Here is a 23727-nt window from a genome sequence, read left to right on the forward strand (position 1 = left end):
CCTCAATTTTGAACTTCAAAAACTTTATATTGTTCTATGTCATATTCCAGAAGAAGTGTGTCGTGACGCTCTGTTTCCTTATATATTTTTGTGCCTATTTTCATTTCATTTGACGAAAAATCATCTTCGGGAAGCTCATCTGCTTCAGTCTTGCTCAAAACCACACCGACCTCTTCAATATTCTGATATTTTTCTTTTGATACTACGTGTTTACCTATGTATTCCCTGTCCTCATAGATCAGGATGGAGGCGTATGATTTTTCACTCTCATTACAACCTGCTAAAGCGAGTGCAGCGATAAAAATCAGTGCAATCATAGCCGCAATATTTCTCACGCAGACACCTCCTATGATAAAACCTTATGCATTATTAGAACGTTTCTCCAAAGCAAAAGTTATATAATTTGCTGAAAATAACCCATCGTTTCATTCCGTATTCTCAGGCAAACCGATGGCCGCCGGATCAGAGGCTCGGAGATTTTTTTTGAAAAGGGTGTAACATTTCGACTGGCCGGCCGTTGTCAAGATGAAAGGGATGAGATGCATGCGCAGCGATTTATACACCGAGCTGTTCAAACAGCACCAGCCTTCGCTCTACCTTTATCTCTACCGGATGTGCGGATCCAGGGAAATCGCCGAGGAACTGGTACAAGAAACCTTCTACCGGGCGATGATCTCCATGAAAGCCGAACACCGTGAATATGCCAGAGCATGGCTGTACAAGGTGGCGCGTCATCTTTTTATCGACTGGTTCCGAAAGCGGCGCGGCGAAGTGCAGATGCAGGAGGAGCTTTCGAGCATGGAGCCGGAGAACGTCTACCCGACCCCCGAGGAAGCTTTGAGTGCAAGTGAGCGCCAAATTCGGGTAGCGCGGGGAATCAGCCGGATGCCGGAGTCTTACCAGAGTATTTTGCTGCTGCGGGAAATGGACGGTTTGTCGTATAAGGAATTGGGGGAAGTGCTGGAGCTCAGCCCGGATCAGGTCAAGGTCACCTTGTACCGCGCCAGGGAGCGATTCAAACGGGAAATGATGGCTATAGAAGGAGCTGGAGAAGATGACTGAAGAGGATAAAGAGAAAGAACTAGAGCGAGATGATGTGCATAAGCGGCGTGATTTGTATGAGGATGAACCTGATGCGCGTTCGGAGCAGGGCGTTCTGCGCGGCGAAAATGACATGGCCATGGAGCACGATGCTCTGGACGAGGAGCGGGGCGTTCTGCGCAGTGAAGATTTTACACCGGAGCCGCCGGCATGGAGCCCGGGTCGATTCCGCCGGATGATCTGGCGCACCCGTTTGCGGCTGCTGATCAATGGTGCGGCTGCGGCGCTGTTATTATTTTTGCTATATACCATGTACTTGGGTGCATTACATATTTATTTCAATCAGACTCAAGTTCGCGGGGATTTCTTCAGATCCGTGATCTCGATTGTTGAACTGAATGAGGACGGCCTTCAAGTTGAGAAGTCTGTGACAGGCCCATTTGAAGTAACTCCGTTCCTCAGCCAAAAAGCAAACCTGAAGCTGTTTCGGGAGGTTGGCGACCGGCAGGTCATCGTTGGTGAGGTTCATGCTAAAAAGACGATCACAGGCCATATGAGCTACAAGATAAGCCATGACGGGAGGTATCTGAACGAAAATGATGGCCCGCGTTTTATTTTGCCGTATTCCGCAGTGAAGGATCCTGAAGCCTTAGAAAATAACGAGCAGATACAGTCGGAAAAGTCACGCTTAAGTAACAACGAAGAGCGGATCGAGCCTGATCTGACACGGTTAAGCAGTATTGAAGACGGATATGTGGCGGAGCTTTCTTTCTCTACCCAAACGTTGATGCCGCCGGGAGAGCTGATCAAGCTTTTGCAGGGTTACGATGTTCGCGTGACGGGTATGCCGGTGTTTGCGGGGGAGTTGGCTGCTTTCGAAACTCCCTACAGCATGGGCTGCTGTAATGGAGGACCTGAATATGAAGTTCCTCACCTGACGCTGAGGCCGAAGGCTATATTTGAGAATCATGAGCTTTCCATGTGGCAGAGCTCGATCAGGCCTTCTGATGGTGAAAACATGACTTCCCATGTGGAACTACTGCTGTCTAATCTGGAATGGATGATGGCCAGCAATAGCTATAACGGAGAGGACATCGACGAGCAGCGGCTGGCGTATCTGGAGGAGAACGGCGTGCAGGTCTACGGCGCCACAGTCACTGGACCTGTACGGGAGCTGGAGAAGCTGAAGGCACAGCCAGAATTCCGTAACTTCCAGCTGGGGCCTATCGAAATATGGAGCTGGGATAAGTAAACCATTGGAGGGGCTTGGATAGCGGCCGGACGCGGAATGTATGTGGTTTTCCACATACATTGGACGCGTACGGCGGCCGGCGCGCCTAGTGCATACCAGGAAGCGTGTCCCATCCCATCGCAAATTCGGTATGCTTCTCCTCGCCGATCTCTACTTCTTCCTGTCCAAAAACTTTACCGCCCAGTGAAGTGTAGAAATCCATTGCCGGGTTTCCCTGAAGCACCCACGTCATCATAGATGTACAGCCGTCTTGCTTCAGGTCATCCACCACAGACATGAACAGCTGCTTGCCGATGCCCTTCCTCTGATATTCTTCCAGCAAATAGATCGCGTACAGCTCCCCATCATATGGGAACTCCTTGTACCGGCAGCGGCCTCCGACTGCGAAGCCTACAACCTTGCCCTCATCGTTCAGCGCTGCATACACTGCTTCATCGTCATTCAGCTGGTTCAGCTTGGATGTCCATCCTGCGGCTCTTTTCTCCACCGACAACGAGGACAGGTAGGTGTCTGCCACGATTCCCTTGTACGTTGTCCTCCAGCTATAGATATGAACCTCTGCAATCCCTTGTGCCAGGGATACATCAGCTTTGCATATGTTCAATTGTATCTCTTCCTTCCTTGACTACCTTTAGAAAATATTCTCTGTGCTCCGGATGGCAAGCGATCAGATAAGGCTCCGGCGTCATTCCGCTGAACGGTCTGCCTTCAAAATCCATCACAAGACCACCCGCTTCCTGCACCATTAATATACCGGAATACAGGTCATCCCCTTCCGAGTTATACAGCACGATGCCGTCAATATCTCCCTTTGCCAGCATACACCAAACCAGCGTAGGCGCCCACAGCCGCATCATACGCTTGAATGTGAAATCCAGGTGGTGGCGCAGACGGACGGCATGCTCGTCATTCTGGACAGCATGGCCTTGAATCCAGCCGATCGTCCCCCGCTCAATGCGGTCCCCCTTGCGAATACGCACCGGGTTTCCATTGCAGGAAGTCCCCCCATCCTTGGAAGTGACATAGAGGCGGTCCACCATGGGTTCATAAATCACGCCCAGCACCGGTTCCCGCCGATACATTAACGTAACGGACACCGAAAATGCAGGAAACCCAATCACAAAATTGTTCGTTCCGTCCAGCGGATCCACCAGCCAGAGCCAGTCACTTGTCCTTCCGTTTGATCCGCTTTCTTCGCTATGAATACCATGATCCGGGAATTTGGACATAATCTCCTCCAGAATCACCTCTTCGGCCTTACGGTCTACTTCAGTGACCACGTCTCCGAACAGCCCTTTTTCCTCTATAACCGCATTTCGGTCAAAATAGCTCCTTATCATCTCGCCCGCTCTGTTCGCGGCCCGGACCGCCGTTACGCGTGCAGCTTCTATGATCACTGCAGTCTTTGCTTCCAAGCTAACTCCCCCTTTTGCATCTTTTGGACGTGGATACGATAAAACGGTTAAAATCCGAGGGCCCCGCATGGTCCAGCGATCCTCTGCACTGCTATTAGGGCCTCAACTTGCACTGCTATTATCACTACTACCTGCATTACTGCTCACACTGCGATCTTCCTTCGCCATTCGGTTCAGCATCAACTGACTGACAACCGCCGCCGTCATAAATAATGGAAAAATCAGATCCTGCCATTCCCACTTCTCGTTAATAAGCGGCTTGAATCCAATAATGATAGCGGTGGGGATCGATATCGAACGAATCAATAACAGCAGCGATTTCATAAATCACCTACATAATCAGCCAGCGCACGGAACAGCACCTCATAATACTGCGAAGACTGTGGTGTGATATCTTCGGCTGTCACAAGCCTGCTGACCCGCCGCAGCTCATCCTGCTGTTCTTCATAAAGAACACCCTGCATCGTGACCGCGGTGACTCCTCCCCGAATCAAGTCCATATACTCCTTCACCGTGCATTGGAAGAGGCCGGATATTTCGCTTTTTTGAAAAACATACTCCTCCAGCGGCTTGCTGCATTCGTAGATGTAGATATGTGTGCACTCCCGGTCCTTCAGCTGCTCGGTGACATATTCCTGTTGAACATGGCCGCTGTACACCAGATCCTGCAGCTTGGCGGTCACGCCCAGCTCCTCCTCCAGCTCCCTAACTCCATCCTCCGGTGTTTCTCCGGCAAGCAGATGCCCGGCACAGGAAATGTCCAGATAACCCGGGAACGTGTCCTTGTCTGGATGGCGCAGCTGGAGAAGAATCAAGGGTTCGCCATCTCCAGACCGGTCACAAATCCAGCAGTGAAAGGTCTGGTGCCAGTACCCGTGCTTGTGAACATTTTGCCGGGTGTCTGTACCGATCACGATCATATGCTCGTCGAAAATATCAAACAGCTCATCCTGCGACATACTCAGTGTCCCTCCTGCGCTTTCAGTTTTCGTCCCATGGTCCAGGAGACCACGGCCAAACCTAATGCCAATCCCGAAATCGGGGCAACGACCAGGATGCCGATCCTATTCGTGCTGCTGGTGAACGTCAGCTTCAGCACCGTTACCACTGCGGCGATCAGGAATGCAAGAAGCCAGAACGATATTTTTTGCCCAGGCATGATGGTTGGCATCCCCATTCCCTGCTTCGAGAAGCTGGATCGGGACAACCGGATCAATATCCAAATGACCAGGGCCAGCAGACCCGCGAGCGAGAGGCCGTACTGCAGCAGCTTATACAGCGGCAGCTGGAACAGCATCACTTCGCCGAGAAACGGGAGCCGCTGCACAGCATACCCGTTAACATGAGTGAACGCATCAATAACAATATGTGAGTAAAAACCGATAATGACTGATATTAGGAACACGATCCAGTCTTTCATGCTCTTCAGCCGCCATTCTCCTACAAGGTGATAAGCCCGCCGATCCAGCTTGAAGAGTGAAGGAAGATGGAGTGACAGCGGCTTCTTAATATGATGATGAAATAACCATGCGAACAATATGCTTAATGGAATGGCCTGTATCAGCAGACCGGTTAAGGAATGCCCTATACTCTGATAGGGTTCCAGCATGAGGAAGTATTCAAAATCCGGCGACATGCTCCCCAGCACCAGCCCAGTCAGACTCAAAAAGTCAGGGCGGATGTATTTTAGAGGAGCAGCATAAACGGGATGAGCAAAAGTAAACGGCATGTCTCTCTCCTTTTATTCAGCGTTACTCCACCTCTGAAGGTTTACCGGCAGATTTGCCTGAAGGTGTCCCCGCACCCCCACCGCTCAATCCCAGCTTTAATACAAGCGGCTTAATGGACAATCCCTGAACCAGCAGCGAGAACAGGACCACACTAAAGGTAAGCACCAGCACATCCTCACGTCCTTCAAAGCTGGAAGGCAGGCTTAGCGCCAGCGCGATGGACAGGCTCCCTTTCAGGCCGCCCCAGTTCAGGATCATTTTCCAGGTGCCGGAGAAATCCTTCAGCCAGGAAAGGCTTGTATATAAAGCGAGTGTTCTGGCGGCCACCACCACTACAATCGCTGCTGCAATCAAACCCCACTTATCCATAAAATCGATATTTTTGATCTCCAGTCCGACCATAAGGAAAATGAGGGAATTCGCCACAAGCGTAATGACATCCCAAAAAGAGTTAATGTTCGTCTCGGTGGTCTTGGACATACCGATCTTAGCACCATAACTGCCAAAAATCAGGCCGCCAACCACAACAGCAATTACACCCGACACATGAAAGTGCTCGGCGATGAAATAGCTGCCGAAGAATAACAGCATGGAAAAGGCAATTTCTAAAGGATAATCGTCATACAGCCGAATAATCTGCGAGAAGATGTATCCAAGCACTGCACCAACAATAATACCGCCGATACTGAATTTGAGAAACAGCAGCAGTCCGCTGCCGATTCCCGCCCAGCCCATCTCTAAATAGGTCAATAGATAAACCGAGGAAATCTGAAACAGGACGACGGCAATGCCATCATTGAACAGAGACTCTCCTTCAATGATGGTCACAAGCTTTTTGGGGACGCCCAAGGATTTGAAAATAGAGATGACGCTGATCGGGTCTGTGGCACTCATCAATGCTCCAAAAGTAAAGGCCACCGCCAGCGGCAGGCCCAGCAGATAGTGGCCGGACAGGCCCACAATCAGAAACGACAACAACGTCCCGCCAAAAGCCAAAGCCAATACCGGCTTGCTCTGTTCCCGAAGATGCGAGAAAGGAAGCTTCAGTGTAGCGTCCCCAAGTAAAATCGGCAAAAATAATGAGATAATAATGACCTGAAATACATCGGACTGCGTAATAAAGGTTTCCGCTTCTTCAAGAAACGGAATATGGGTGATCCCAAGAAGCAGCCCTACGATAACCAATGCGATAGAATACGGCTGATTTATTTTTTTAGCCACGGCAATCACGCATACCGACACGGCCAGAAGAACCAGCAGCTGGATAAATATTTCATGGAACATGCAGATTCCCTCCACTTCAATATGTATCTTTATACAATCCCCACCTATTATAACCCTGATCACAGACTCGTGGATGAATGAAATAAAGACCCCCATTGGAATGGGGGCCGGCGGTAAATAATTTTTTCACTTGCTGACTACTGATTGAGCAGGAATTCCTCCCCCGCAATGCCCGGGGACGTCATGTGATACGGATCCAGAATCAATGCAACCTGTTCCTCGGTGAGCATGCCTTTTTCCAAAATAATCTCCTTCACGCTCTGGCCTGTCTTCTGGGCCTCCTTCACCAGCCGGGATGCCACGTCATAACCCAGGTGCGGGTTCAGGGCCGTAATGATGCCATAGCTCGTATCGACATAATGCTTGCAGCGCTCAACATTTGCTTCCAGGTCAGCAATCAGATTGCGATGAAATACTTCCATGCCGTTCTTCAAGATCTTGATCGAGTGCATTAAATTATTCGCCGCAACCGGCACCATAACATTGAGCTCAAATTGCCCCGCTTCACAAGCCAGACAGATCGTGTGATCGTTGCCCATCACCTGAAAAGCGATCTGGTTCATCACTTCCGCCATGACCGGATTGACCTTGCCCGGCATAATGGACGAGCCCGGCTGACGGGCCGGGACGAGCAGCTCATTGAAGCCCGCCTTCGGTCCGGAAGCCATCATGCGGATATCGTTGCACATTTTGGAGATGTTGACGGCACATACTTTCAAAGCTGCAGAAAGCTCCATGTATGCATCGGTGTTCTGAGTCGCATCGACCAAATCATCCGCCTGGGCAAGCGGCATACCCGTCTGTTCCTTCAGCAGCGCAACCACGCTTTCCATATATTCGACAGGTGCATTCAGCCCTGTGCCTACAGCGGTGGCTCCCATATTAATAGCCAGCAGACCCTGTGCTGCACGCTCGATGCGTGCTATATCGCGGCTCAGCACTCTGGCGTAAGCACCAAATTCCTGTCCAAGCCGGATCGGAACAGCATCCTGCAGATGGGTACGGCCCATTTTGATCACCGAATCGAACTGCTTTGCCTTTTCCTTGATGCCATCCACCAGCTGGCGGAAAACGCTCAGCAGCTCCTGTGCCAGCCGGTACGAGGCAATGCGGATGGCTGTCGGTATGGCATCGTTCGTCGATTGCGACATATTGACATGGTTATTGGGATTGCAGTAGAAATAATCGCCTTTGACTTTGCCGAGATGCTCCAGTGCCCGATTGGCCAGCACCTCGTTCATGTTCATATTAATGGAGGTTCCTGCGCCTCCCTGAATGGAATCTACAATAAACTCCGAACGGAATTGTCCGTTCAACACTTCTTCGGCTGCCTGCACGATCACCTGACCGATGCTCTTCGGGAGCAGGCCCAGCTGCATGTTAGCCAGCGCGGCCGCTTTCTTCACATCTGCAAGTGCGGTAATCAGCTCCGGATGAATCGGCACCCCGCTGATGGGAAAGTTCTCAATCGCCCTCACCGTATTAATGCCGTAATACGCCTGGGCTGGCAGCTTCTTCTCCCCCAGAAAATCCTTTTCTGTCCGATAGTTAACGTCCACCATTGACATCACCATAGCCTTTTGGGTTCATTCCGGACCCAAACCTTACATGTCCGGTCACATTATCCATTCGACCCTAACCTTCATTTTCCTTCTATCTCAACCATGACGCCAAAATGATCCGAAACGACAGGTCCCCTCTCCCCGTTCATGACAACCCGGGAGGTCAGCACAGAGACCGGATGGCTGGAGCAGATATAGTCGATCCGAAGCGGACGTTTATTATCCTCCCAGCCGGCAATGGCTTTGACCACGGTAAACCCTTCGTCACGGTCCGCTGCCGTTAGATACAGATCATGCCAGCCCTTGTTCATGAGATAGTCGTAGCCCTCGCCTCTCCGCTCGGCAACATTGTTGAAATCACCCATGATAAACAGCCGCCCCTGCCTCAAGCCGGCCAGCACTTCTTCCGTCCTGTCCCACTGTCCGCGAAAGGATTCCTCATCTTCCCACCAGCCATAATGTCCGTTCACAAACCAGGTGTCCATTCCCTGCATGGAAGCCTGGATGCCTAAGATTTTGCGCGTACGGTAATTGCTGTAGTCTCTCATGGCGGACACGTAGTGGCTCATCGTCTGCTGGATCGGCATTTTGGACAGAATCGCAAGTCCCTCATCATAGGTCACAAACCCGACATGTACAGGAACCCAGGTCCAGTAATATTCTGTTTTCAGCTCTCTTTGCAAAATGTATGCATAATTATCTTCCCTGATGACGATGTCCTGCTCTGCAGGCCGATAATGGGTCAGACGGGAATGCGGTACAGCCTCGGCGCCCATACTTTGATTGACTTCCTGAAGAGAGATCACGTCGATGTCGTGCTCGTGGATGAAGGCAGCCAGCTGCTTGATTTTGTCCATCTGCTGCTCTTCCTGCCAGGAGTGAGTGTTTAATGTCATGATTTTCATCATTATCACCTGCTGTTCTTGTTCATAGTAGTATGGCCCTTTCTTGCCGAAGATATATGGTTTACACTTTGGATGCAAGGCAAAGGCCTGTCTATGAGCGGCCGCATGACCAAAGAGGAGCTGTTCTTATGAGCATGAACGAAGGTTCACGGATTGCAGCTTTCAAAAAAGCCAACGCCGTGCTGAACCGTACGCTGCATACGATACGTCAGCCCGAAATTTCGCTGAACATTCACTACTGGGGATTCATGCCCCGGCATTTTGACAATACGGAGCACAAGCATTCATTCTTCGAGGCCTGCTATGTGCTTCATGGCTCAGGCTCATATATTGAAGAAAATCAGGAGTATCCGCTGAACACCGGAACCCTGTTTCTTTCCAGGCCCGGCCTCCCGCACCAGATTAAGAGCCGTGATGGCCTTGCCCTGTGCTATGTTGCTTTTGAGCCTGCCCAGCCTGACGAGCCAGTGGAACTTGGTGGAGCTGAGAAGCATGAACGCCAAGAAGCGCAGGAAGCACAGGACTACCTGTCTGCTTTCGGTAAACTGGCCCGAGTGGGCATACCCGTCATTCCCGATGGAACCCTGTATCCTTCGTCTCATATATGGCAGGCTCTGTTATCGATGTTTGATTTGCAAAAGCCGGCAGCAGCTTATCCGCCGCTGACCCTTCAAAATACAGCCCTCTCCCTGATCCTGTCTCTGCTCGCGGCCCACGGACCTCACTGTTCTCCGTCTGCCGAAGATTCGGAAGGCATGGATGAGGGCGCCTTCATCATTCATCAGGCGGAGCTGTTTATTCAGGATAATCTGAGCGAGCCGCTGTCGCTGGAGCGCGTAGCCCATCACCTTCATATTACCTCCAGGCATCTGACACGAAGCTTTCGCAAATACAGGCATCAGTCCTTTGTCCATTACGTGCAGGAACAGCGAGTGCAAAAAGCAATGAGCCTGCTGCTCACCACAGACCGCCAAATTAAAGAGATATCTGCCCTGTGCGGATTTGAATCCGTTCACTACTTCACCCGTGTATTTACGGTAAAGCTGGGGGTCAGCCCAGCACGTTTCCGGCGCTCCCAGTTTACAGAGGGACGTTTCGACTCCACCTTCAACCCTTCGGACACCATGTCCTGATTTTATAAAAACAGATCCTCTTTTTACAAAGACGTTTCCCTGCCCTCCTTCTACAATGAAAGTGTACGCCAACATTGTAAGGGAGGGACTTTTATTCATGACACCTCAAACGACATTCCAATCACATCCCGTAAACCGGCTTACAGTTCAGGACCAGCCTGTATTCATGTACGAAGGTGCAGAAGCCTGGTCTTCTCTCATACTGTCCGCTTATCAGGGCATGAAGGAACAAGGCAGCACGGTTGTGCTCCTCGACGGAACGCACGGCACGGATTTTGATGCACTTATACAAGCACTTCAAGGAGTCTGTGAGCGTGAAGGTATAGCGTCTTCAGCAAATTCTACCTCTGCTTATCTAAAACCCGAAGAACGCCTGCGCCATGACATGGCCTCTTATCTGACAGATAACCGGGCGTTTGGCTTCACTGCCCATGGCGTAAGCCCTCTGCAATACTTTCGGGAAGATGCGCAGCAGGATGCCCGGAATCAGCTTCAAAGTGCCGTCAGCCAAGGAGGCATTCATGTACTGTACGGCCCGGGAGCCGCACTGCTTGCCGGTGAATATGGGGACATCAGCTTCTATGCCGATTTCTCGCGTGAGAACCAGCAGCTGCGCCATGCCAACGGCATGGGTAGCTTCGGGCTGGGCGATACATCCGATAAGGTCGAGACGTACAAAGACTGTTATTTCCTGCAGTGGCCAGTCTGGGAGACGTATCGCCGCGAGTGGCTTGCTCATTACGAAACGTTGGCCTTGAACAAGGCCTTTTATATCGATATGAACCAGCCTGACAATCCGGTTGGCCTGCCGGTCCAAGCGCTGAAGAGAGTGCTTGTACAGCAGTCCCGCCAGCCTTTCCGCGTTAAGCCGTTCTTTGCACCCGGCATTTGGGGCGGCCAGTATTTGAAAAAGCTGTGCGACCTGCCGGAGGAATGGCCTAACTGCGCATGGAGCTTTGAGCCGATCGCGCCGGAGAACACGCTGCTGATTCAGGTGCAGTCTGCCACGATCGAGCTTCCGTTTACCCTGCTCATGGAAGCTGCACCGGAACAGATTATGGGCCCGCGCAATGTGGAGCTGTTCGGAGACTATTTTCCAATCCGGTTTGATTACCTGGACACGATGGACGGCGGCAAACTGTCACTGCAGGTGCATCCCAAGCAGTCTTATATCGAGTCCACGTTCAATGAGCACATGACCCAGCAGGAGTCCTATTACATCATGAAGCAGGAGCCCGGAGCAAAGGTCTATCTTGGCCTGAAAAATGGCGTAACCGGAGCCGCACTGCTTGAAGCCGTCGAACAGGCACATGACAGCAAAACACCACTGCCCGTAAGTGACTACGTCAATGAATATGAAGCCTCTACAGGGGATCTGTATTTGATTCCTCAGGGCACGGTGCACTGCTCCGGCAAAGACAATCTGGTGCTCGAAATTTCCTCCACGCCCTGGTGGTTCACCTTTAAAATCTATGACTATCTGCGCCTGGATGCCGACGGCAAGCCTCGTCCGATGAATCCCGAGCATGCCCGGCATAACATCGATGATGATATGGATACCACAGCGGCTGAGAACGGGCTGATTGCCCGGCCAGAGGTGGTTCGCAGCCAGGGCGGTAACACGGAAGAACTGCTGGGCCAGCGCGATGATCTGCTGTTCCAGGTGAAGCGTCTTAAGCTTCAGGACACGTGGGAAGATGATACCTGCGGGGAGTTCGTCATGCTGAACCTCGTGGAGGGTCAGCGTGTGCGGCTGGTGCCGCAAGCGAATGAAAACATGGCGGTAGAGTGGGGCTATGCCGAAGCTTACATCATACCGGCAGAAGTCGGCGCCTACCGGCTGGAGAACCTGTCAGATGCTCCCGTCACGCTGATTGCTGCAAGCGTCAATCCGGATTGGAAACAGCCGCTGCTCCCTTTTGCCTGGAAAGCGGGCAAGGAGGCAGGACATGATTTCCGCTGATCCAGCGGAGCTTCATCCGGCAGCGCGAAATCGGCTTACTCTGGCTGTAGATGCTGGCGGCACCGTTCTGAAAGGCTCTGTCCTGCTGAACGGCGAGCTCGTACCCGGTGTGGAGATGAAGCGGCCCTCCTGTTCTCAAGGAAGTGCCGCAGACATTATCCAGGGCCTGGCGGGATCCTGTCTTGCACTGCTCGAAACCTATCAGGCGCGGTATGGAACCATCGGCCCGGACGTGGACACATGTATCGGACTCGCGTTTCCCGGCCCTTTTGACTATGCAAAAGGGGTTGCCCTGCTCCGGGGCGTGGCGAAGTATGAAGCTCTGTACGGCCTCTCGGTCGGCAGTCTGCTGCAGGAGGAATTGACACGCTTATACACTTCACTGTCTACGCCAGCAACGAAGGCTTTGGCCTCCGCACCCATTGCCTTTGGCAATGATGCCCTGCTGTTCGGCACAGGCGTCAGCCTGCTGTTTCCATCCGAACGCTTCATCTGCCTTACACTCGGGACAGGACTCGGATCTGCCTTCGTCGCGGAAGGGCAGGTCATCGCCGGAAAAGACGGCGTCCCGGATAATGGCATGCTGTTCGCTGAACCTTACGGGGACGGAATCGCAGATCATTATTTTGGCCGCAGGGGCATCCTCCGCATGGCAGCCGACCGGGGCATGGAGACCGGCGATCTGGATGTCGCGGACCTCGCCTGGGCGGCAGCCAACGGAGATGAAGGAGTCCGCGAGCTGTTTCAGGATTATGGACGAAAACTGGGAGAACTGCTCCTGCCCTACGCGGCTGAATTCAAGCCGGACCGTATCGTGCTTGGAGGACAGATCTCCAACAGCTGCAAGCTGTGGGAAGATGCATTCCATCAGGTTTTATGCCCGCTGCAGGTTCAGATTGTACAGTTTCCGGACGCTATGTCCTTTGTGTACAAAGGCATTGACAGACTGTTTGAGGTACCGGACAGGAACTAATATTTTTGATATCTATGGAGGAGGTTCATTTCTATGAGCGCCATTACAAAAAACAACCATACACCATCCCGTCCCTGGACGATCTATGCCATCCACCATTCCCATACGGATATCGGGTACACCGAGCGTCAGGAGCGGATCGAGCAGTATCATGTGGATTTTATCCGCCAGGCCATCAAGATTACAGAGGCTGCCCACAAAGGAGACCATCCGGAATGGAAGCCATTCCGCTGGACCTGTGAAACCTTCTGGGCCGTGGAAAAGTTTCTGAAGGCAGCAACAGACGAGGAGAAGGAGGCTTTCCAGCAGGCTATTCTGCGCGGAGACATTGAGCTGTCCGGCACCTATTTGAACATGACCGAGCTCGCGGATTATGACCTGCTGGTTCGCAATCACAGCAAGGCGCAGCAGTATGCACAATCTTTTGGGCATACGATCGACAGCGCCATGACGGCTGACATTAACGGCTACAGTTGGGGCTATGCCGGCAGTCTGCTGGAGAACAACATTAAGCACTTGTTCTCCTGTATTCACACACATCATGGCATGTATCCGTTGGGACGAAAGCAGACGCCTTTCTGGTGGGAAGCGCCAAACGGTGAGAAGTTGTTAGTCTGGAATGGAGAGCATTACATGTTCGGCAATGAGCTGGGCTTCTGTCCGGATGCCTTGGGCAAGTATATGATCAAGGATGAAATCCGTCATAACCTGATGGAACCGGAGTATGTTCACAATGAAATCGCCGAAATCCGGATCAACCGCTACCTGTGGAATCTGGAGCAGGAGGAATATCCATATTCCTTCGTACCGGTAATGGTATCCGGACTGGGCACCGATAACGCCTCCCCGAACTCGGATATTGCGGAGTGGATCGCGGACTGGAATGAGAAGAACGGCGATCAGGTTACGATCAAGCAGGCCACCCTGTCCGAGTTCTTCACAGCATTGAAGCAGGAGGATCTCTCTGATGTGCCGGTACACCGCGGAGACTGGCCGGACTGGTGGACGGACGGTGTTGCTTCTACGGCGATGCATACGCAGATTTACCGTGATGCCCAGCGTACACTGCGCAAGGTCAAGCGTCTGGATCCCGGCCAAAAGGTGGCTACGGCGTCCCGGGTCGATGAAGCATCCCAGGCGCTGACGATGTATGCCGAGCACACCTGGGGCTACCACTCCTCTGTCTGGGAGCCGTGGCATCCGCAGGTGCAGATGCTTGAAGTGCGCAAGCAGGCTTATGCTGCCGAAGCCAGCGTGCTGGCCTACCGTGCGCTGGATGAGACGTTGGCTGCCCGCGACGGCGCCCTGCTCGCGCCGCACCGCGCACTTCGATATGAAGTGATTAACACCGAGCCGGCGGAAGCCACGCTGCAAGTAACCGTACCGCTCGATGGCTGGGAAACGGTACTCCTGCAGAAGCCGTTCCAGCTGATTGACGAGTCGACCGGCAAGGAACTCAGCTGCCAGCTTGCCCGGAATCATGCGCTGGTCACCGAGCTGACCCTCGCATCCGGAGAGGCCCGTACGCTGCTGTTCCAGCCGCTGGATCCTGCTGGAGCTTCGCCGTCCGAGAAGATTGTCACAGCGCTGAATACCATCTCCATCGCGGCTGAAGGTATTGACGATATTCGCAAAGAACCGGAGACCGGCAGCTCTATTATGGTCGGAGAGCATTCCATCGAGTCCGCCAGCCTGCGCATTGAGTGGCAGCTGGGTGCAGGCATCACCGCCTGGTATGACAAGCAGCGTGCCGCGGATCTTCTGGATCCGGAGCGGAAGCACGCGCCATTCACGCCTGTATATGAGGTCACACCGGCTGTTGATGAGCATGATCCGATGCATGTGGTCAGCACGCGCTCCCGTATGGGCCGCAACCGCAAGGGCACCAACGTCCAGCGGGATACGGGCCGTCTGACCAAGGTTAAGGTGGTCGAGAACGGACCGCTGTACGCTCTGGTGGAGTTCGTCTATGACGTCAAAGGCATGGCCTATTATGCGCTGCACGTCAAAATGTTCGCGCAGCAGCCTAGAGTCGAAGTATCTGTCCGCTTCCACAAGGACAGCGTATGGCTGCCGGAGAACGTGTTTGTTGCTCTGCCGTTCTCGCTGGGTGCTGGTGCAGAGCTGTATGCGGACAAAGCGGGCAGCCTGGTCCGTCCGTGGATCGACCAGATCCCGAACAGCCTGCTGGATTACACCAGTGTGCAGGAAGGGGTATTCTGGCACTCCGCCAAGGATAAGCAGGCGCTGGCCCTGTCGATGACGGATACGCCGCTGCTTCAGCTGGGCACGCTGGATGTTCAGCCGCGTTTGCTGCACGGCATGCAGGCGGAAGGAAGCCGCCTATCCACCTATGCGTGGATCCTGACCAACTACTGGGAGACCAACTTCAAGGCCACGCTCGGCGGCTTCTATGAATTCCGCTATGCGGTAGAATGCCTGAGCGGCGTCGAGCCGGAACAGGCAGCAGGCAAGCTTCACGCATCCACCGGTGGATTTACGATTCATCGTATCCAAGGGTAACGTTTGGTGTTGCGCTCCCTGGCTGGTGCCAGGTCAGTGGCAGGGCAACGCGCCCGGGTAGCGCCCGGGTAGCGTCAGGAAGGATCACCTCCGTGTCTGTAGAGACCAGAGGTGATCCTTTTTTTTGACCCATGCCCTGCGCGCGGCGCCAAATGTATGTGGTTTTCCACACATTTGCTCCATACCCCACTCGCACCACCCATTGTATGTGGTTTTCCACACACATTTGCTCCATACTCCGCTCGCAGCGCCCATTGTATGCGGTTTTCCACACACATTTGCTCCATACTCCGCTCGCATTGCCCATTGTATGTGGTTTTCCACACACATTTGCTCCGTACTCCGCTCGCACCGCCCCTACACCGCCACCCCCCGCGCTCCCGGAATCCATTTGTACGATTCTTCACACAAATTTTCCTCATTTACCGCTCATACGGCCGCTTTGTACGATTCTTCACACAAATTCGGCTCATTTACCACTTACACCGCATATTTTATATGATATTTCGTACAAATCTACTCATTTACCCTACTTGCGCCGTCCATTTGTACGATGTTTCATACAAATCCGTCCCATTTACCGCTCCCCCTGCACATTATTATGATAACTCACCAACTATTCCCCCCCAAGTAACGTTCTATACAATAAGGCTCCACACACCAGACACCGGATACACCAGTAAATCACAATATCGATGCTTCATGCAGGTCGCCATTGCCTAGTCTGCCTTTGTATCAACTAATCCATAATTCTTAGCCCAAGGAGGAATTCTATTGAAACTCAGCAGCAAAAAACGAAAGCTCGCCGTATCCATTATCCTGCTGTTTATCATTGCCTATGTCGGGGTTGGCGTCTGGATCGCGAACGATACTAAAACCATCCTAGAAAAAGCCATGAGCGGACAAGCCGATCATACGGAGTATATGAACGACGCCACATATCAAACCATCCATCCCGCAGAGCGCGGTGCGACCTCGAATTATGCCTATGAGGGCAGCGTCCATGACATTGGGCTGGTTTTCCCGCTGCATTTTTTTGTCGTATCTAAAGTGTTTACTTCTCAAACCTATGCCCATACTGACTTCGCGTTCAAGGAGCCGGTTAAGCTCACCCTCAAGTTAAAATCCGGACACTGGTATGGTGTGGGTGCACACATTAAGCCGTAGTGAAAAACAGATTTCACTGCTCAAACCCCATCCACTAAATACCACTAAATGCTGCTGGATTACTACACTGAATGCTTGCTCCACTAATTTCTCCACAACGTCATCTGTCTGATCACTCCAAAAAAATAAACCCGGCGCACCAGGCCGGGTTTATTTCTATTCCACAATCAGCTCATATGCGGATACTTTGCGGATTCGCCGCGAAGTCGCAAGGGAGATGACATAAGCAAGCCCGACTACTGCAGCACACAGCACCATCACGACGATCACGGGAACATCAAATGCAGCACTCGATACGCCGACATTATAGAGAAGCAGGGACAACAGCGGGTTGGAAACCCATGCAGCCAGCAGCCCACCTATAACTGCCCCAGCGACAATGGCTGGCAGCAGACTAAGCGCCGTCTGCACCATAAGCTGAAACGTGGTATAACCGATTGCTTTGTAAATACCAAGGTCCCGCTTCCGCTTCAAAATCAGCGAATGAATCACCAGATACACGATCAGCGCTACGACCAGAGAAGTCACGATCAGAACCACGGTCATGAGCAGTGAAATCGAGGAGCTGTATGTCGATAGCTGCATTTCTGCGAGCTCATAATAGTTCTGGATTTGAGCAATGTTCTCCGCATAGTCCTGTTTAAGCTCATCAATAACGTCATCCACCCTGCTCGGGTCATCCAAATATAGATGCAGGCTGCGAATATCGTAAGACGGGTTCAAAGTATGCATCCCGGAAAGGGTCATAAGTGCCACCTGACCGCCGTTATTCATTGTTTGGGTCAATCCCGTGATCAGGAAGCTTCCGCTGTTACCACCGGCTTCAAGCTCCACCGTCTCCCCGATCGTCTTCCCTACGTTGTCAGACATCACCCCGGTCAGGACGATTTCATTATCATGAAGGGGCATCCTGCCTTTGTATACCGAGAGATTCTCCATGCTGTCAAAATCCTCAGCCACATACACCGCCAGGTCCAACCCATCCATGAACCCGGGGGAAACATCCAGCAGATTCGCCTTAACTACCCCTTCTTTTCCTGCCAAGGCTGTGAACAGAGATGCGCTGTCGGCCCCTTCCTGTGCACTGATCACAATGTCAGACATTTCGCTGCCAAACATGTCATACAGTGCGCCCTTGTCTACAGCAACATTGTAATGAATGATCGCCGTGAATACGGAAGCAAAGGTGACGCCGGCCATGATCAAGGCCACGATGACATTCTGCCGAAGATTAGCTCCTATATTTTTCATCGCCAGCCGCAGCTGAAGTCCGCCCCAGCCCCTGTCCAGCGGAGCCGCGTTTCGGCGGAAGCTGTGGGTATGCACACCACCGCGAAGAGCAATCACAGGCGGCAGCTTAGAGATACGCCGGCTTGCTGCAAAGGTAACACCGAGCACCAGCAGCAGCACCACAACGGCACTGACCAGATCAATCACCGGCTGAAAACCGCTGACCCAGGTCAAGCCCGACAAACTGGATAACAGATCACTGATTGCCGGTTGAGCAACATAACTTAACAGCGATCCCGGCCCTGCTCCCACCGCGCTGATCACCATAAACTGAAGAATCAAAGACGCTTTGATCTGCCGGCTGGTATAACCCAGCGCCCCCAGAACGCCCATATTCACCATCTGATCCTCAATTGTGTTCACGACCCGGAATCGAATGACAATCAGAGCCACGATGACAATAATCCATGAAAATGCGACCAGCAGCATAGCAAAAATCGAAATCATCATTGTCGTCACCATCGCCATGCTGCGGTAATCCATAAAATTGGTGTTCAGAAATGTACTTTCCTCGGACTGTCTGACCCCGGTCTCTTCCTTGAAGCTGCGAAGAAGTTGGGACGATTGTTCCGGGTCCACCATACGCACAGACAGCATCCGGCTGCCCGCCGTGTCTTTGATCGACTTCTCCAGCTGCTGATATGCCGGTTCTTTGACATAAAATTTGAGAGTACCTGAGTTCACCGTCCCAAAAGCCGTCGTTTCAAAATATCCAGCTACCATGAACTGAAAATCCTTGTTCAAGTAGCTGAGGTCCAGCGCATCACCGAGCTCATATCCCATATTTTTCAGCGAGACCGGGACATAGACAGCCTTCTCTGCCGGGACAGCGGCTTCCTGCAGGAGTTTCACGGGCGCAATGTCACGCTCCTGATCCAGATTCATGAACAGCGATGCCACGCCCATGCTTTGACTGCCCACTCCTATGCTGGCCTGGCCCATATACATCACCTGTTCAGCTTCAACCGAAGTGACACGGGAATCCTGCTGCAAATAAGCAAGCTGTTCCGGTTCATACAGCTTCTCCTGCAAAATAACGATACCGTGCGCGCTCTGGCTCTCCTCAACACGCTCTGTAAAAAACGGATCTACCTTGACGAAAATCCCCAGGCCTACATGCAGCAGCAGGGTAGACAGCAGAATGAGCATCGCTAAAGACAATGCCGACCCCCAGTTTTTGCGAAGATTCGCTGCAGTCAGATTCCAGATGCTCATCCTACCACCCCATCTCGGCTAAGAAGCGGTTCAGGCGTTCCAGCCGGCTGCTGTCATCTCCGGCTACTGTACCATCTTCCGTACGGGTCACCGTGCTGCCGTCAGTACTGCCTCCTGCACTGGCTCCTGCACGGGCTGCCAGCCCGTCTTCCGCCCCCGCTGCCGCACTGTATCGGCCCAATGCCAGCTTCCCGCAGACGATCCCGTCACGCAGGTACAGGATCCGGCTGCCGCGCAGCGCGCTTTTGAGATCATGCGTCACCATCACCATGCTCTGTCCCCCGGCATTGATCTCGGTCAAAATATCCAGCACTGCCATGCTGGATGCCGAATTCAGCGCCCCCGTCGGTTCATCGGCAAAGACGATATCCGGCTCATGAATCAAGGCACGCACAATGCCTGCCCGCTGAGCCTCGCCGCCCGACAGCTGGGAGGGGAATTTCCCCCACGCTTCTTCTGCCAGACCGACACGCTTCAGCAGCTCTTTGGCTTTTTCCGCAACCGCCTTCTTTTTCCGGGCCTGAAGCAGGCCCGCTGCCAGCACATTGTCCAGCACGCTCATGTTATCCAGCAGGTAAATCTGCTGAAAAACAAACCCGCAGTGATCCCGGCGAAACAGCGCCAGCTGATCGTGGCTGAGCTTGGAAATCTCTCTTCCTGCGAACCGGATTTCACCCAGCGTCGGTTTATCCATACCGGACAGAGCGTACAGCAGTGTCGATTTTCCGGAACCCGAGCTTCCCATAATTACCGTAAAGTCTCCTTCGTAGATATCCAGGTCCATATTTTTAAGCACATGCTGCTGCTGGCCGCCTTTGGAAAAGGTTTTGCACAGCTTTTGTGTCGTAATCAACGATTTCACCATCCGGACTCACTCCCCTTATACAAACAAAATAAGACTGCACTCATGCTTACAGCCTTATCTTACCTGAGATGTTCTTAACAGGGCTTTGTGCAATTCTTAACGAATTCTTAATTTTTGCGCGGCTCAGATTCGTGCTGAAGGTATGACCGCGAGGCTGATCTGTCTGCGTCGTCAGCGGCAGGAGCCTTCATAGGTATCACGCAGTCTATGCGGTCTAGACGGTCTAGGCCAGCCTGAGGCTCAAGGTAACGGTGAATCCACCGCCCTCCCGGTTACGGCAAGTGATGCCTCCACCCATACGGTTCATCAGATATTTGGAAATATAGAGCCCGAGCCCGGCGCCGGACTTGTTCTCCGCATTCCGCCCCCTATAAAATTTATTGAACAACAGCGGCATCTCCTCTTCCGGCACACCTGGTCCATCGTCGGATATGGTCACATCCAACGTCTCCGCCTGCATTGAAAATTCGATCGTAACCGGCGTGCCCGCATATTTGTACGAGTTGCTCAGCACATTATCCAGCACCTGCTGAAGCCTGCCCTCATCGGTCAGCAGCATGACCTCCGGGATCGGCTCATACTTCAGCCTGTTATCCATATCTGCACGATCAAGCATGTCCGAAAGCACCGAACTGTACGTTTCGTTCACCTCGACATTCAGCTGCTCCAGCTCTTCCAATGTCGCATGGAACATGTCCGTAACGAGCAGGTTAATCTGCTCCGCCTTGTGATAGATCGTCCGCAGCTGCTTCTGCTGCTTCTCATCCTGCGTCATGACCAGCATGAGCTCGCTGACCGCTTTAATGGAAGACAAGGGAGTCTTAATATCATGACTGAGGCTGGCCACCAGCTCCTTCTTGCTCTGATTCGCTTCGAATTCGCTCTGCCGGGCAGCTGCCAGCTCATCACGCATCAGATCAAAGCTCTCGGTAAAAGCACCGAACCGGTTATGCCGGTCCATCGTCAGCGGCAGGTCGAGGTGACCGCGGGCCACATGCTGTGCGAACTGCTGCAGCTGCCGAAATGGCGAGATGATCGTCCTGTTCAGGTACACCCAGTAAAAACCCCCGGCAGCGGCAGCGGCGGCATACACAAGGGCAGCCATAGTGAGGATGTTAGCTGCTGTCTGCTGCGCGGCCTGTCCGCCCGTGCTCGGAATGATAACCTTACCGACAACGGACTGTCCCTTCATCACATCCGCCACCGTATCCCGGTTCGCGATGGCATCGTAAACGGTAGTAGAGATCCCATCCGTTGACCTCAGCAGTACCGCTCCGTCCATATCCAGAACCGCATAGTCAAAGGATATATCTGCAAAGGCCTGCTGGTCGAGACGGCCCCACTCCCGCTCCGCTATTTTGACAACATCATTCACCGCCACAATATCTACACCGGAATCCCACTGCATCTGCTGCAGCTGCTGCCAGGAATATCCGAAGCCAAGCGTAATCACGCCAAAAAAGACAACCGCCCACACCTTCAGCCTCATACCTCAGACACCGTCCTTGAATACATAACCCGTCCCCCAGACGGTGAGTATCCATCTTGGATTATTGGCATCCTCTTCAATCTTCTCCCGAAGATGGCGGATATGCACATTTAGTGTACCGTCACCGGTAATGACATCCCCCCATACGCTGCGAAACAGCTCACCCTTGCTGAGCGCCCGGTTCCTGTGCTCCATTAAGTATGAGAGCAGCTTGAATTCCATCGGTTTGAGACGAATCTCCCGCCCTCGCACCTGAACCAAACCGAGGTCACCATCCACAAGGACAGGCAAATCCGGTACTGGTACTGCGGCTGCGGCAGAAGCCGCAGCTTGACCCGGGGCTGAGCCCTTAACTGCTGCACAATCTGCTGCTGAGCCCGGGGTATGACCTCCCGATGCGGCTTCATCCATGCCGACTTCACTGCTGCCGTGCAGCTGTGACCATTGAACAGACTGATACCGCTTCAGCACAGCCTTCACCTTGGCCAGCAGCACGCTCAGTGTATATGGTTTCTTTATGTAATCGTCCCCGCCGATATTGAGAGCAATGAGCACATCGTCATCACTGGTCCGGGCGCTGATGAACAGGATGGGAACCTGCAGCGTGCGGCGAATGATTTTGCACAGTTCAAACCCGGAATCGCCGCCCAGATTAATGTCCAGCAAAATCAGCGACGGCTCATGCTCTGCCAGAAAATCAAGACAGTCTTTCGCATTCGTCACAAAAGATGTCCGTACATCAAACATATTCAAATACTCGCACGTCGTCTCCGCGAGGCTGATTTCATCATCGACAATGAGGCAATCATATTGCACAACGGCAGCTCCGTTTCATTTATAGATTCGTAACTATCATACAACACGCGAGGATGAAATGTCCGGTTAAGTGCAAGGATATATGCTGCGAACGAGGATGAGCTGAGGAAATTCAGCGAAAAGATAGCCGGCTAATCTCACGTCAGCAGACCAAAATAAAGCAGTGGCAGCACAGGATTTAATCCCTGATACCGCCACTGCTTTGTGGTTTAGGCAAGTTTTTAGAATTGGTTCAGATAGTTGTTTTTCACCCAGTTCAAGCTGTTCTCAATGCTTTGGAGCGGCGGGTTCTGGCAGTTGTCCTGCTCCACGATCAGCCACTGCGTTCCTGCATCAGATGCAGCCTGGATCACAGCCGGCAGATCTACAATACCTTGGCTCAGCTCCAATGTCTTGAGGCCACCGTTCTCGTCCTTGTCAAAATCCTTCAGGTGAAGCAGCGGCAGACGGCCCGCATATTTGTTAATATACGCTAATGGATCCTGGCCGGCGAACTGCACCCAGCATACATCCATCTCAACCTGCAGGAATTCCGGAGATACTGCTGTATACATGGCATCAAATACGGTTTCGCTGCCCACATGATCTGTGAACTCGAAATCATGGTTATGGTATCCGAAGATGAGGCCCTGTTTCGTAGCTTCTGCTCCAGCTTCCTCCAGGAAGGAGAACAGGGATTTCCAATCCTCTTCACCCTTGCGGTCTTCAGGAAGGACAAAAGGACAAATCATGTATTTAGCGCCGATCGTCTTCAGGTAGTCAATCTCCTGCTGCAGATTCTCGCGCATTAGATGCAGGCCGACATGGCTGCCGATGGCTTTCAGGCCGAGCTCGTCCAAAAGAGCCTTCATTTCTTCGGCCGGAATCCCGCCGTATCCAGCAAATTCAACACCTTCGTAACCAAGTTCTGCTACTTTACGGAGCGTCCCTTTGAAATCTGCTGCTGTTTCCTCGCGCAGTGTATACAATTGCAAACCAATACTCATTCTTCTCATTGGTGATGCACCTCTATTCAAAAAGTTAATTGATTGCTCTATCTGGTACCATCATAACGTATTTTAAGCTAAAATGAACATAAACTATATTCCATAAACCTGCACTATT

At 52.4% G+C, this 23727-nt stretch carries 21 protein-coding genes; 7 read left to right on the top strand and 14 right to left on the bottom strand.

Annotated elements, in window-relative coordinates:
• Positions 1–2 precede the first annotated feature (2 nt).
• On the bottom strand, positions 3–335 hold the full coding sequence (locus HII30_RS11685) for a hypothetical protein (RefSeq protein ID WP_169505215.1): 333 nt from the start codon (positions 333–335) through the stop codon (positions 3–5).
• Between the two features lie 208 nt (positions 336–543).
• Between HII30_RS11685 and HII30_RS11690 the strand changes: the two genes are divergently transcribed.
• Both HII30_RS11690 and HII30_RS11695 read left to right on the top strand, forming a co-directional pair.
• Positions 544–1062, top strand: coding sequence for an RNA polymerase sigma factor (locus HII30_RS11690; protein ID WP_169505216.1), 519 nt, complete (start codon positions 544–546; stop codon positions 1060–1062).
• Entirely contained in the window at positions 1055–2293 is a 1239-nt protein-coding gene (locus HII30_RS11695; RefSeq protein WP_246246315.1) for an anti sigma factor C-terminal domain-containing protein, read from the top strand. Before HII30_RS11690 ends, HII30_RS11695 begins: the two co-directional genes overlap by 8 nt.
• An 85-nt stretch (positions 2294–2378) precedes the next feature.
• Here HII30_RS11695 and HII30_RS11700 read toward each other — a convergent pair whose 3' ends face one another.
• The 8 genes from HII30_RS11700 to HII30_RS11735 all read right to left on the bottom strand — a co-directional run bounded on the left by HII30_RS11700 (position 2379) and on the right by HII30_RS11735 (position 9189).
• Positions 2379–2897 (bottom strand): GNAT family N-acetyltransferase, encoded by a 519-nt coding sequence (locus tag HII30_RS11700; protein WP_169505217.1) that lies wholly within the window; start codon positions 2895–2897, stop codon positions 2379–2381.
• A complete protein-coding gene (locus tag HII30_RS11705) occupies positions 2878–3708 on the bottom strand; it encodes an inositol monophosphatase family protein (RefSeq protein WP_246246317.1) in 831 nt (276 codons plus the stop codon). Before HII30_RS11705 ends, HII30_RS11700 begins: the two co-directional genes overlap by 20 nt.
• Positions 3709–3810: 102 nt before the next feature.
• Positions 3811–4032 carry a hypothetical protein gene (locus HII30_RS11710; RefSeq protein WP_169505219.1) on the bottom strand — a complete coding sequence of 74 codons (222 nt, stop codon included), beginning with the start codon at positions 4030–4032 and terminating at the stop codon, positions 3811–3813.
• On the bottom strand, positions 4029–4667 hold the full coding sequence (locus HII30_RS11715) for an NUDIX hydrolase (protein WP_169505220.1): 639 nt from the start codon (positions 4665–4667) through the stop codon (positions 4029–4031). Before HII30_RS11715 ends, HII30_RS11710 begins: the two co-directional genes overlap by 4 nt.
• 2 nt (positions 4668–4669) lie before the next feature.
• Positions 4670–5437 (bottom strand): DUF4184 family protein, encoded by a 768-nt coding sequence (locus HII30_RS11720; protein ID WP_169505221.1) that lies wholly within the window; start codon positions 5435–5437, stop codon positions 4670–4672.
• A 22-nt stretch (positions 5438–5459) separates the two neighbouring features.
• Positions 5460–6722 (bottom strand): cation:proton antiporter, encoded by a 1263-nt coding sequence (locus tag HII30_RS11725; RefSeq protein WP_211184556.1) that lies wholly within the window; start codon positions 6720–6722, stop codon positions 5460–5462.
• Between the two features lie 137 nt (positions 6723–6859).
• Positions 6860–8284 (bottom strand): aspartate ammonia-lyase, encoded by a 1425-nt coding sequence (locus HII30_RS11730; RefSeq protein WP_169505222.1) that lies wholly within the window; start codon positions 8282–8284, stop codon positions 6860–6862.
• Positions 8285–8364: 80 nt separating this feature from the next.
• Positions 8365–9189 carry an endonuclease/exonuclease/phosphatase family protein gene (locus HII30_RS11735; protein ID WP_169505223.1) on the bottom strand — a complete coding sequence of 275 codons (825 nt, stop codon included), beginning with the start codon at positions 9187–9189 and terminating at the stop codon, positions 8365–8367.
• A 128-nt stretch (positions 9190–9317) separates the two neighbouring features.
• On the opposite strand from HII30_RS11735, the gene HII30_RS11740 reads away from it, so the two are divergent.
• From HII30_RS11740 to HII30_RS11760, 5 genes are all read left to right on the top strand, one after another.
• On the top strand, positions 9318–10322 hold the full coding sequence (locus HII30_RS11740; protein ID WP_169505224.1) for an AraC family transcriptional regulator: 1005 nt from the start codon (positions 9318–9320) through the stop codon (positions 10320–10322).
• Positions 10323–10419: 97 nt separating this feature from the next.
• Positions 10420–12285 (top strand): class I mannose-6-phosphate isomerase, encoded by a 1866-nt coding sequence (locus tag HII30_RS11745; protein ID WP_169505225.1) that lies wholly within the window; start codon positions 10420–10422, stop codon positions 12283–12285.
• Positions 12272–13258 carry an ROK family protein gene (locus HII30_RS11750; protein WP_169505226.1) on the top strand — a complete coding sequence of 329 codons (987 nt, stop codon included), beginning with the start codon at positions 12272–12274 and terminating at the stop codon, positions 13256–13258. The genes HII30_RS11745 and HII30_RS11750 overlap by 14 nt, the downstream gene beginning before the upstream one ends.
• A 33-nt stretch (positions 13259–13291) precedes the next feature.
• Positions 13292–15781: a glycoside hydrolase family 38 N-terminal domain-containing protein gene (locus HII30_RS11755; protein ID WP_169505227.1), complete on the top strand. Its 2490-nt coding sequence runs from the start codon at positions 13292–13294 to the stop codon at positions 15779–15781.
• Positions 15782–16555: 774 nt separating this feature from the next.
• Positions 16556–16948: a hypothetical protein gene (locus tag HII30_RS11760; protein ID WP_169505228.1), complete on the top strand. Its 393-nt coding sequence runs from the start codon at positions 16556–16558 to the stop codon at positions 16946–16948.
• Between the two features lie 156 nt (positions 16949–17104).
• Here the strand turns inward: HII30_RS11760 and HII30_RS11765 are convergent, their stop codons facing one another.
• The 5 genes from HII30_RS11765 to HII30_RS11790 form a co-directional block, all read right to left on the bottom strand.
• Positions 17105–19453 carry an ABC transporter permease gene (locus HII30_RS11765; protein ID WP_169505229.1) on the bottom strand — a complete coding sequence of 783 codons (2349 nt, stop codon included), beginning with the start codon at positions 19451–19453 and terminating at the stop codon, positions 17105–17107.
• Position 19454: 1 nt separating this feature from the next.
• Complete coding sequence (locus HII30_RS11770) at positions 19455–20318, bottom strand: ABC transporter ATP-binding protein (protein ID WP_169505230.1); 864 nt, start codon at positions 20316–20318, stop codon at positions 19455–19457.
• Between the two features lie 223 nt (positions 20319–20541).
• On the bottom strand, positions 20542–21807 hold the full coding sequence (locus HII30_RS11775; protein WP_169505231.1) for a HAMP domain-containing sensor histidine kinase: 1266 nt from the start codon (positions 21805–21807) through the stop codon (positions 20542–20544).
• Positions 21808–21810: 3 nt separating this feature from the next.
• A complete protein-coding gene (locus tag HII30_RS21930; protein ID WP_343045098.1) occupies positions 21811–22623 on the bottom strand; it encodes a response regulator transcription factor in 813 nt (270 codons plus the stop codon).
• A gap of 221 nt (positions 22624–22844) precedes the next feature.
• Positions 22845–23618 (bottom strand): sugar phosphate isomerase/epimerase family protein, encoded by a 774-nt coding sequence (locus tag HII30_RS11790; protein WP_169505232.1) that lies wholly within the window; start codon positions 23616–23618, stop codon positions 22845–22847.
• Positions 23619–23727 lie beyond the last annotated feature (109 nt).

This window comes from Paenibacillus lemnae (assembly GCF_012933385.1).
In the GTDB taxonomy this organism is placed as follows: domain Bacteria; phylum Bacillota; class Bacilli; order Paenibacillales; family Paenibacillaceae; genus Paenibacillus_AQ; species Paenibacillus_AQ lemnae.

What these genes read in the sequence shown, in the direction of transcription:
- HII30_RS11725 (WP_211184556.1), bottom strand. Translation starts at nt 6,722, where the DNA reads ATGTTCCATGAAATATTTATCCAGCTGCTGGTTCTTCTGGCCGTGTCG.
- HII30_RS11775 (WP_169505231.1), bottom strand. Translation starts at nt 21,807, where the DNA reads ATGAGGCTGAAGGTGTGGGCGGTTGTCTTTTTTGGCGTGATTACGCTT.
- HII30_RS11740 (WP_169505224.1), top strand. Translation starts at nt 9,318, where the DNA reads ATGAGCATGAACGAAGGTTCACGGATTGCAGCTTTCAAAAAAGCCAAC.
- HII30_RS11695 (WP_246246315.1), top strand. Translation starts at nt 1,055, where the DNA reads ATGACTGAAGAGGATAAAGAGAAAGAACTAGAGCGAGATGATGTGCAT.
- HII30_RS11750 (WP_169505226.1), top strand. Translation starts at nt 12,272, where the DNA reads ATGATTTCCGCTGATCCAGCGGAGCTTCATCCGGCAGCGCGAAATCGG.
- HII30_RS11730 (WP_169505222.1), bottom strand. Translation starts at nt 8,284, where the DNA reads ATGGTGGACGTTAACTATCGGACAGAAAAGGATTTTCTGGGGGAGAAG.
- HII30_RS11745 (WP_169505225.1), top strand. Translation starts at nt 10,420, where the DNA reads ATGACACCTCAAACGACATTCCAATCACATCCCGTAAACCGGCTTACA.
- HII30_RS11720 (WP_169505221.1), bottom strand. Translation starts at nt 5,437, where the DNA reads ATGCCGTTTACTTTTGCTCATCCCGTTTATGCTGCTCCTCTAAAATAC.
- HII30_RS11735 (WP_169505223.1), bottom strand. Translation starts at nt 9,189, where the DNA reads ATGAAAATCATGACATTAAACACTCACTCCTGGCAGGAAGAGCAGCAG.
- HII30_RS11790 (WP_169505232.1), bottom strand. Translation starts at nt 23,618, where the DNA reads ATGAGAAGAATGAGTATTGGTTTGCAATTGTATACACTGCGCGAGGAA.
- HII30_RS11770 (WP_169505230.1), bottom strand. Translation starts at nt 20,318, where the DNA reads ATGGTGAAATCGTTGATTACGACACAAAAGCTGTGCAAAACCTTTTCC.
- HII30_RS11765 (WP_169505229.1), bottom strand. Translation starts at nt 19,453, where the DNA reads ATGAGCATCTGGAATCTGACTGCAGCGAATCTTCGCAAAAACTGGGGG.
- HII30_RS11690 (WP_169505216.1), top strand. Translation starts at nt 544, where the DNA reads ATGCGCAGCGATTTATACACCGAGCTGTTCAAACAGCACCAGCCTTCG.
- HII30_RS11755 (WP_169505227.1), top strand. Translation starts at nt 13,292, where the DNA reads ATGAGCGCCATTACAAAAAACAACCATACACCATCCCGTCCCTGGACG.
- HII30_RS11715 (WP_169505220.1), bottom strand. Translation starts at nt 4,667, where the DNA reads ATGTCGCAGGATGAGCTGTTTGATATTTTCGACGAGCATATGATCGTG.
- HII30_RS11710 (WP_169505219.1), bottom strand. Translation starts at nt 4,032, where the DNA reads ATGAAATCGCTGCTGTTATTGATTCGTTCGATATCGATCCCCACCGCT.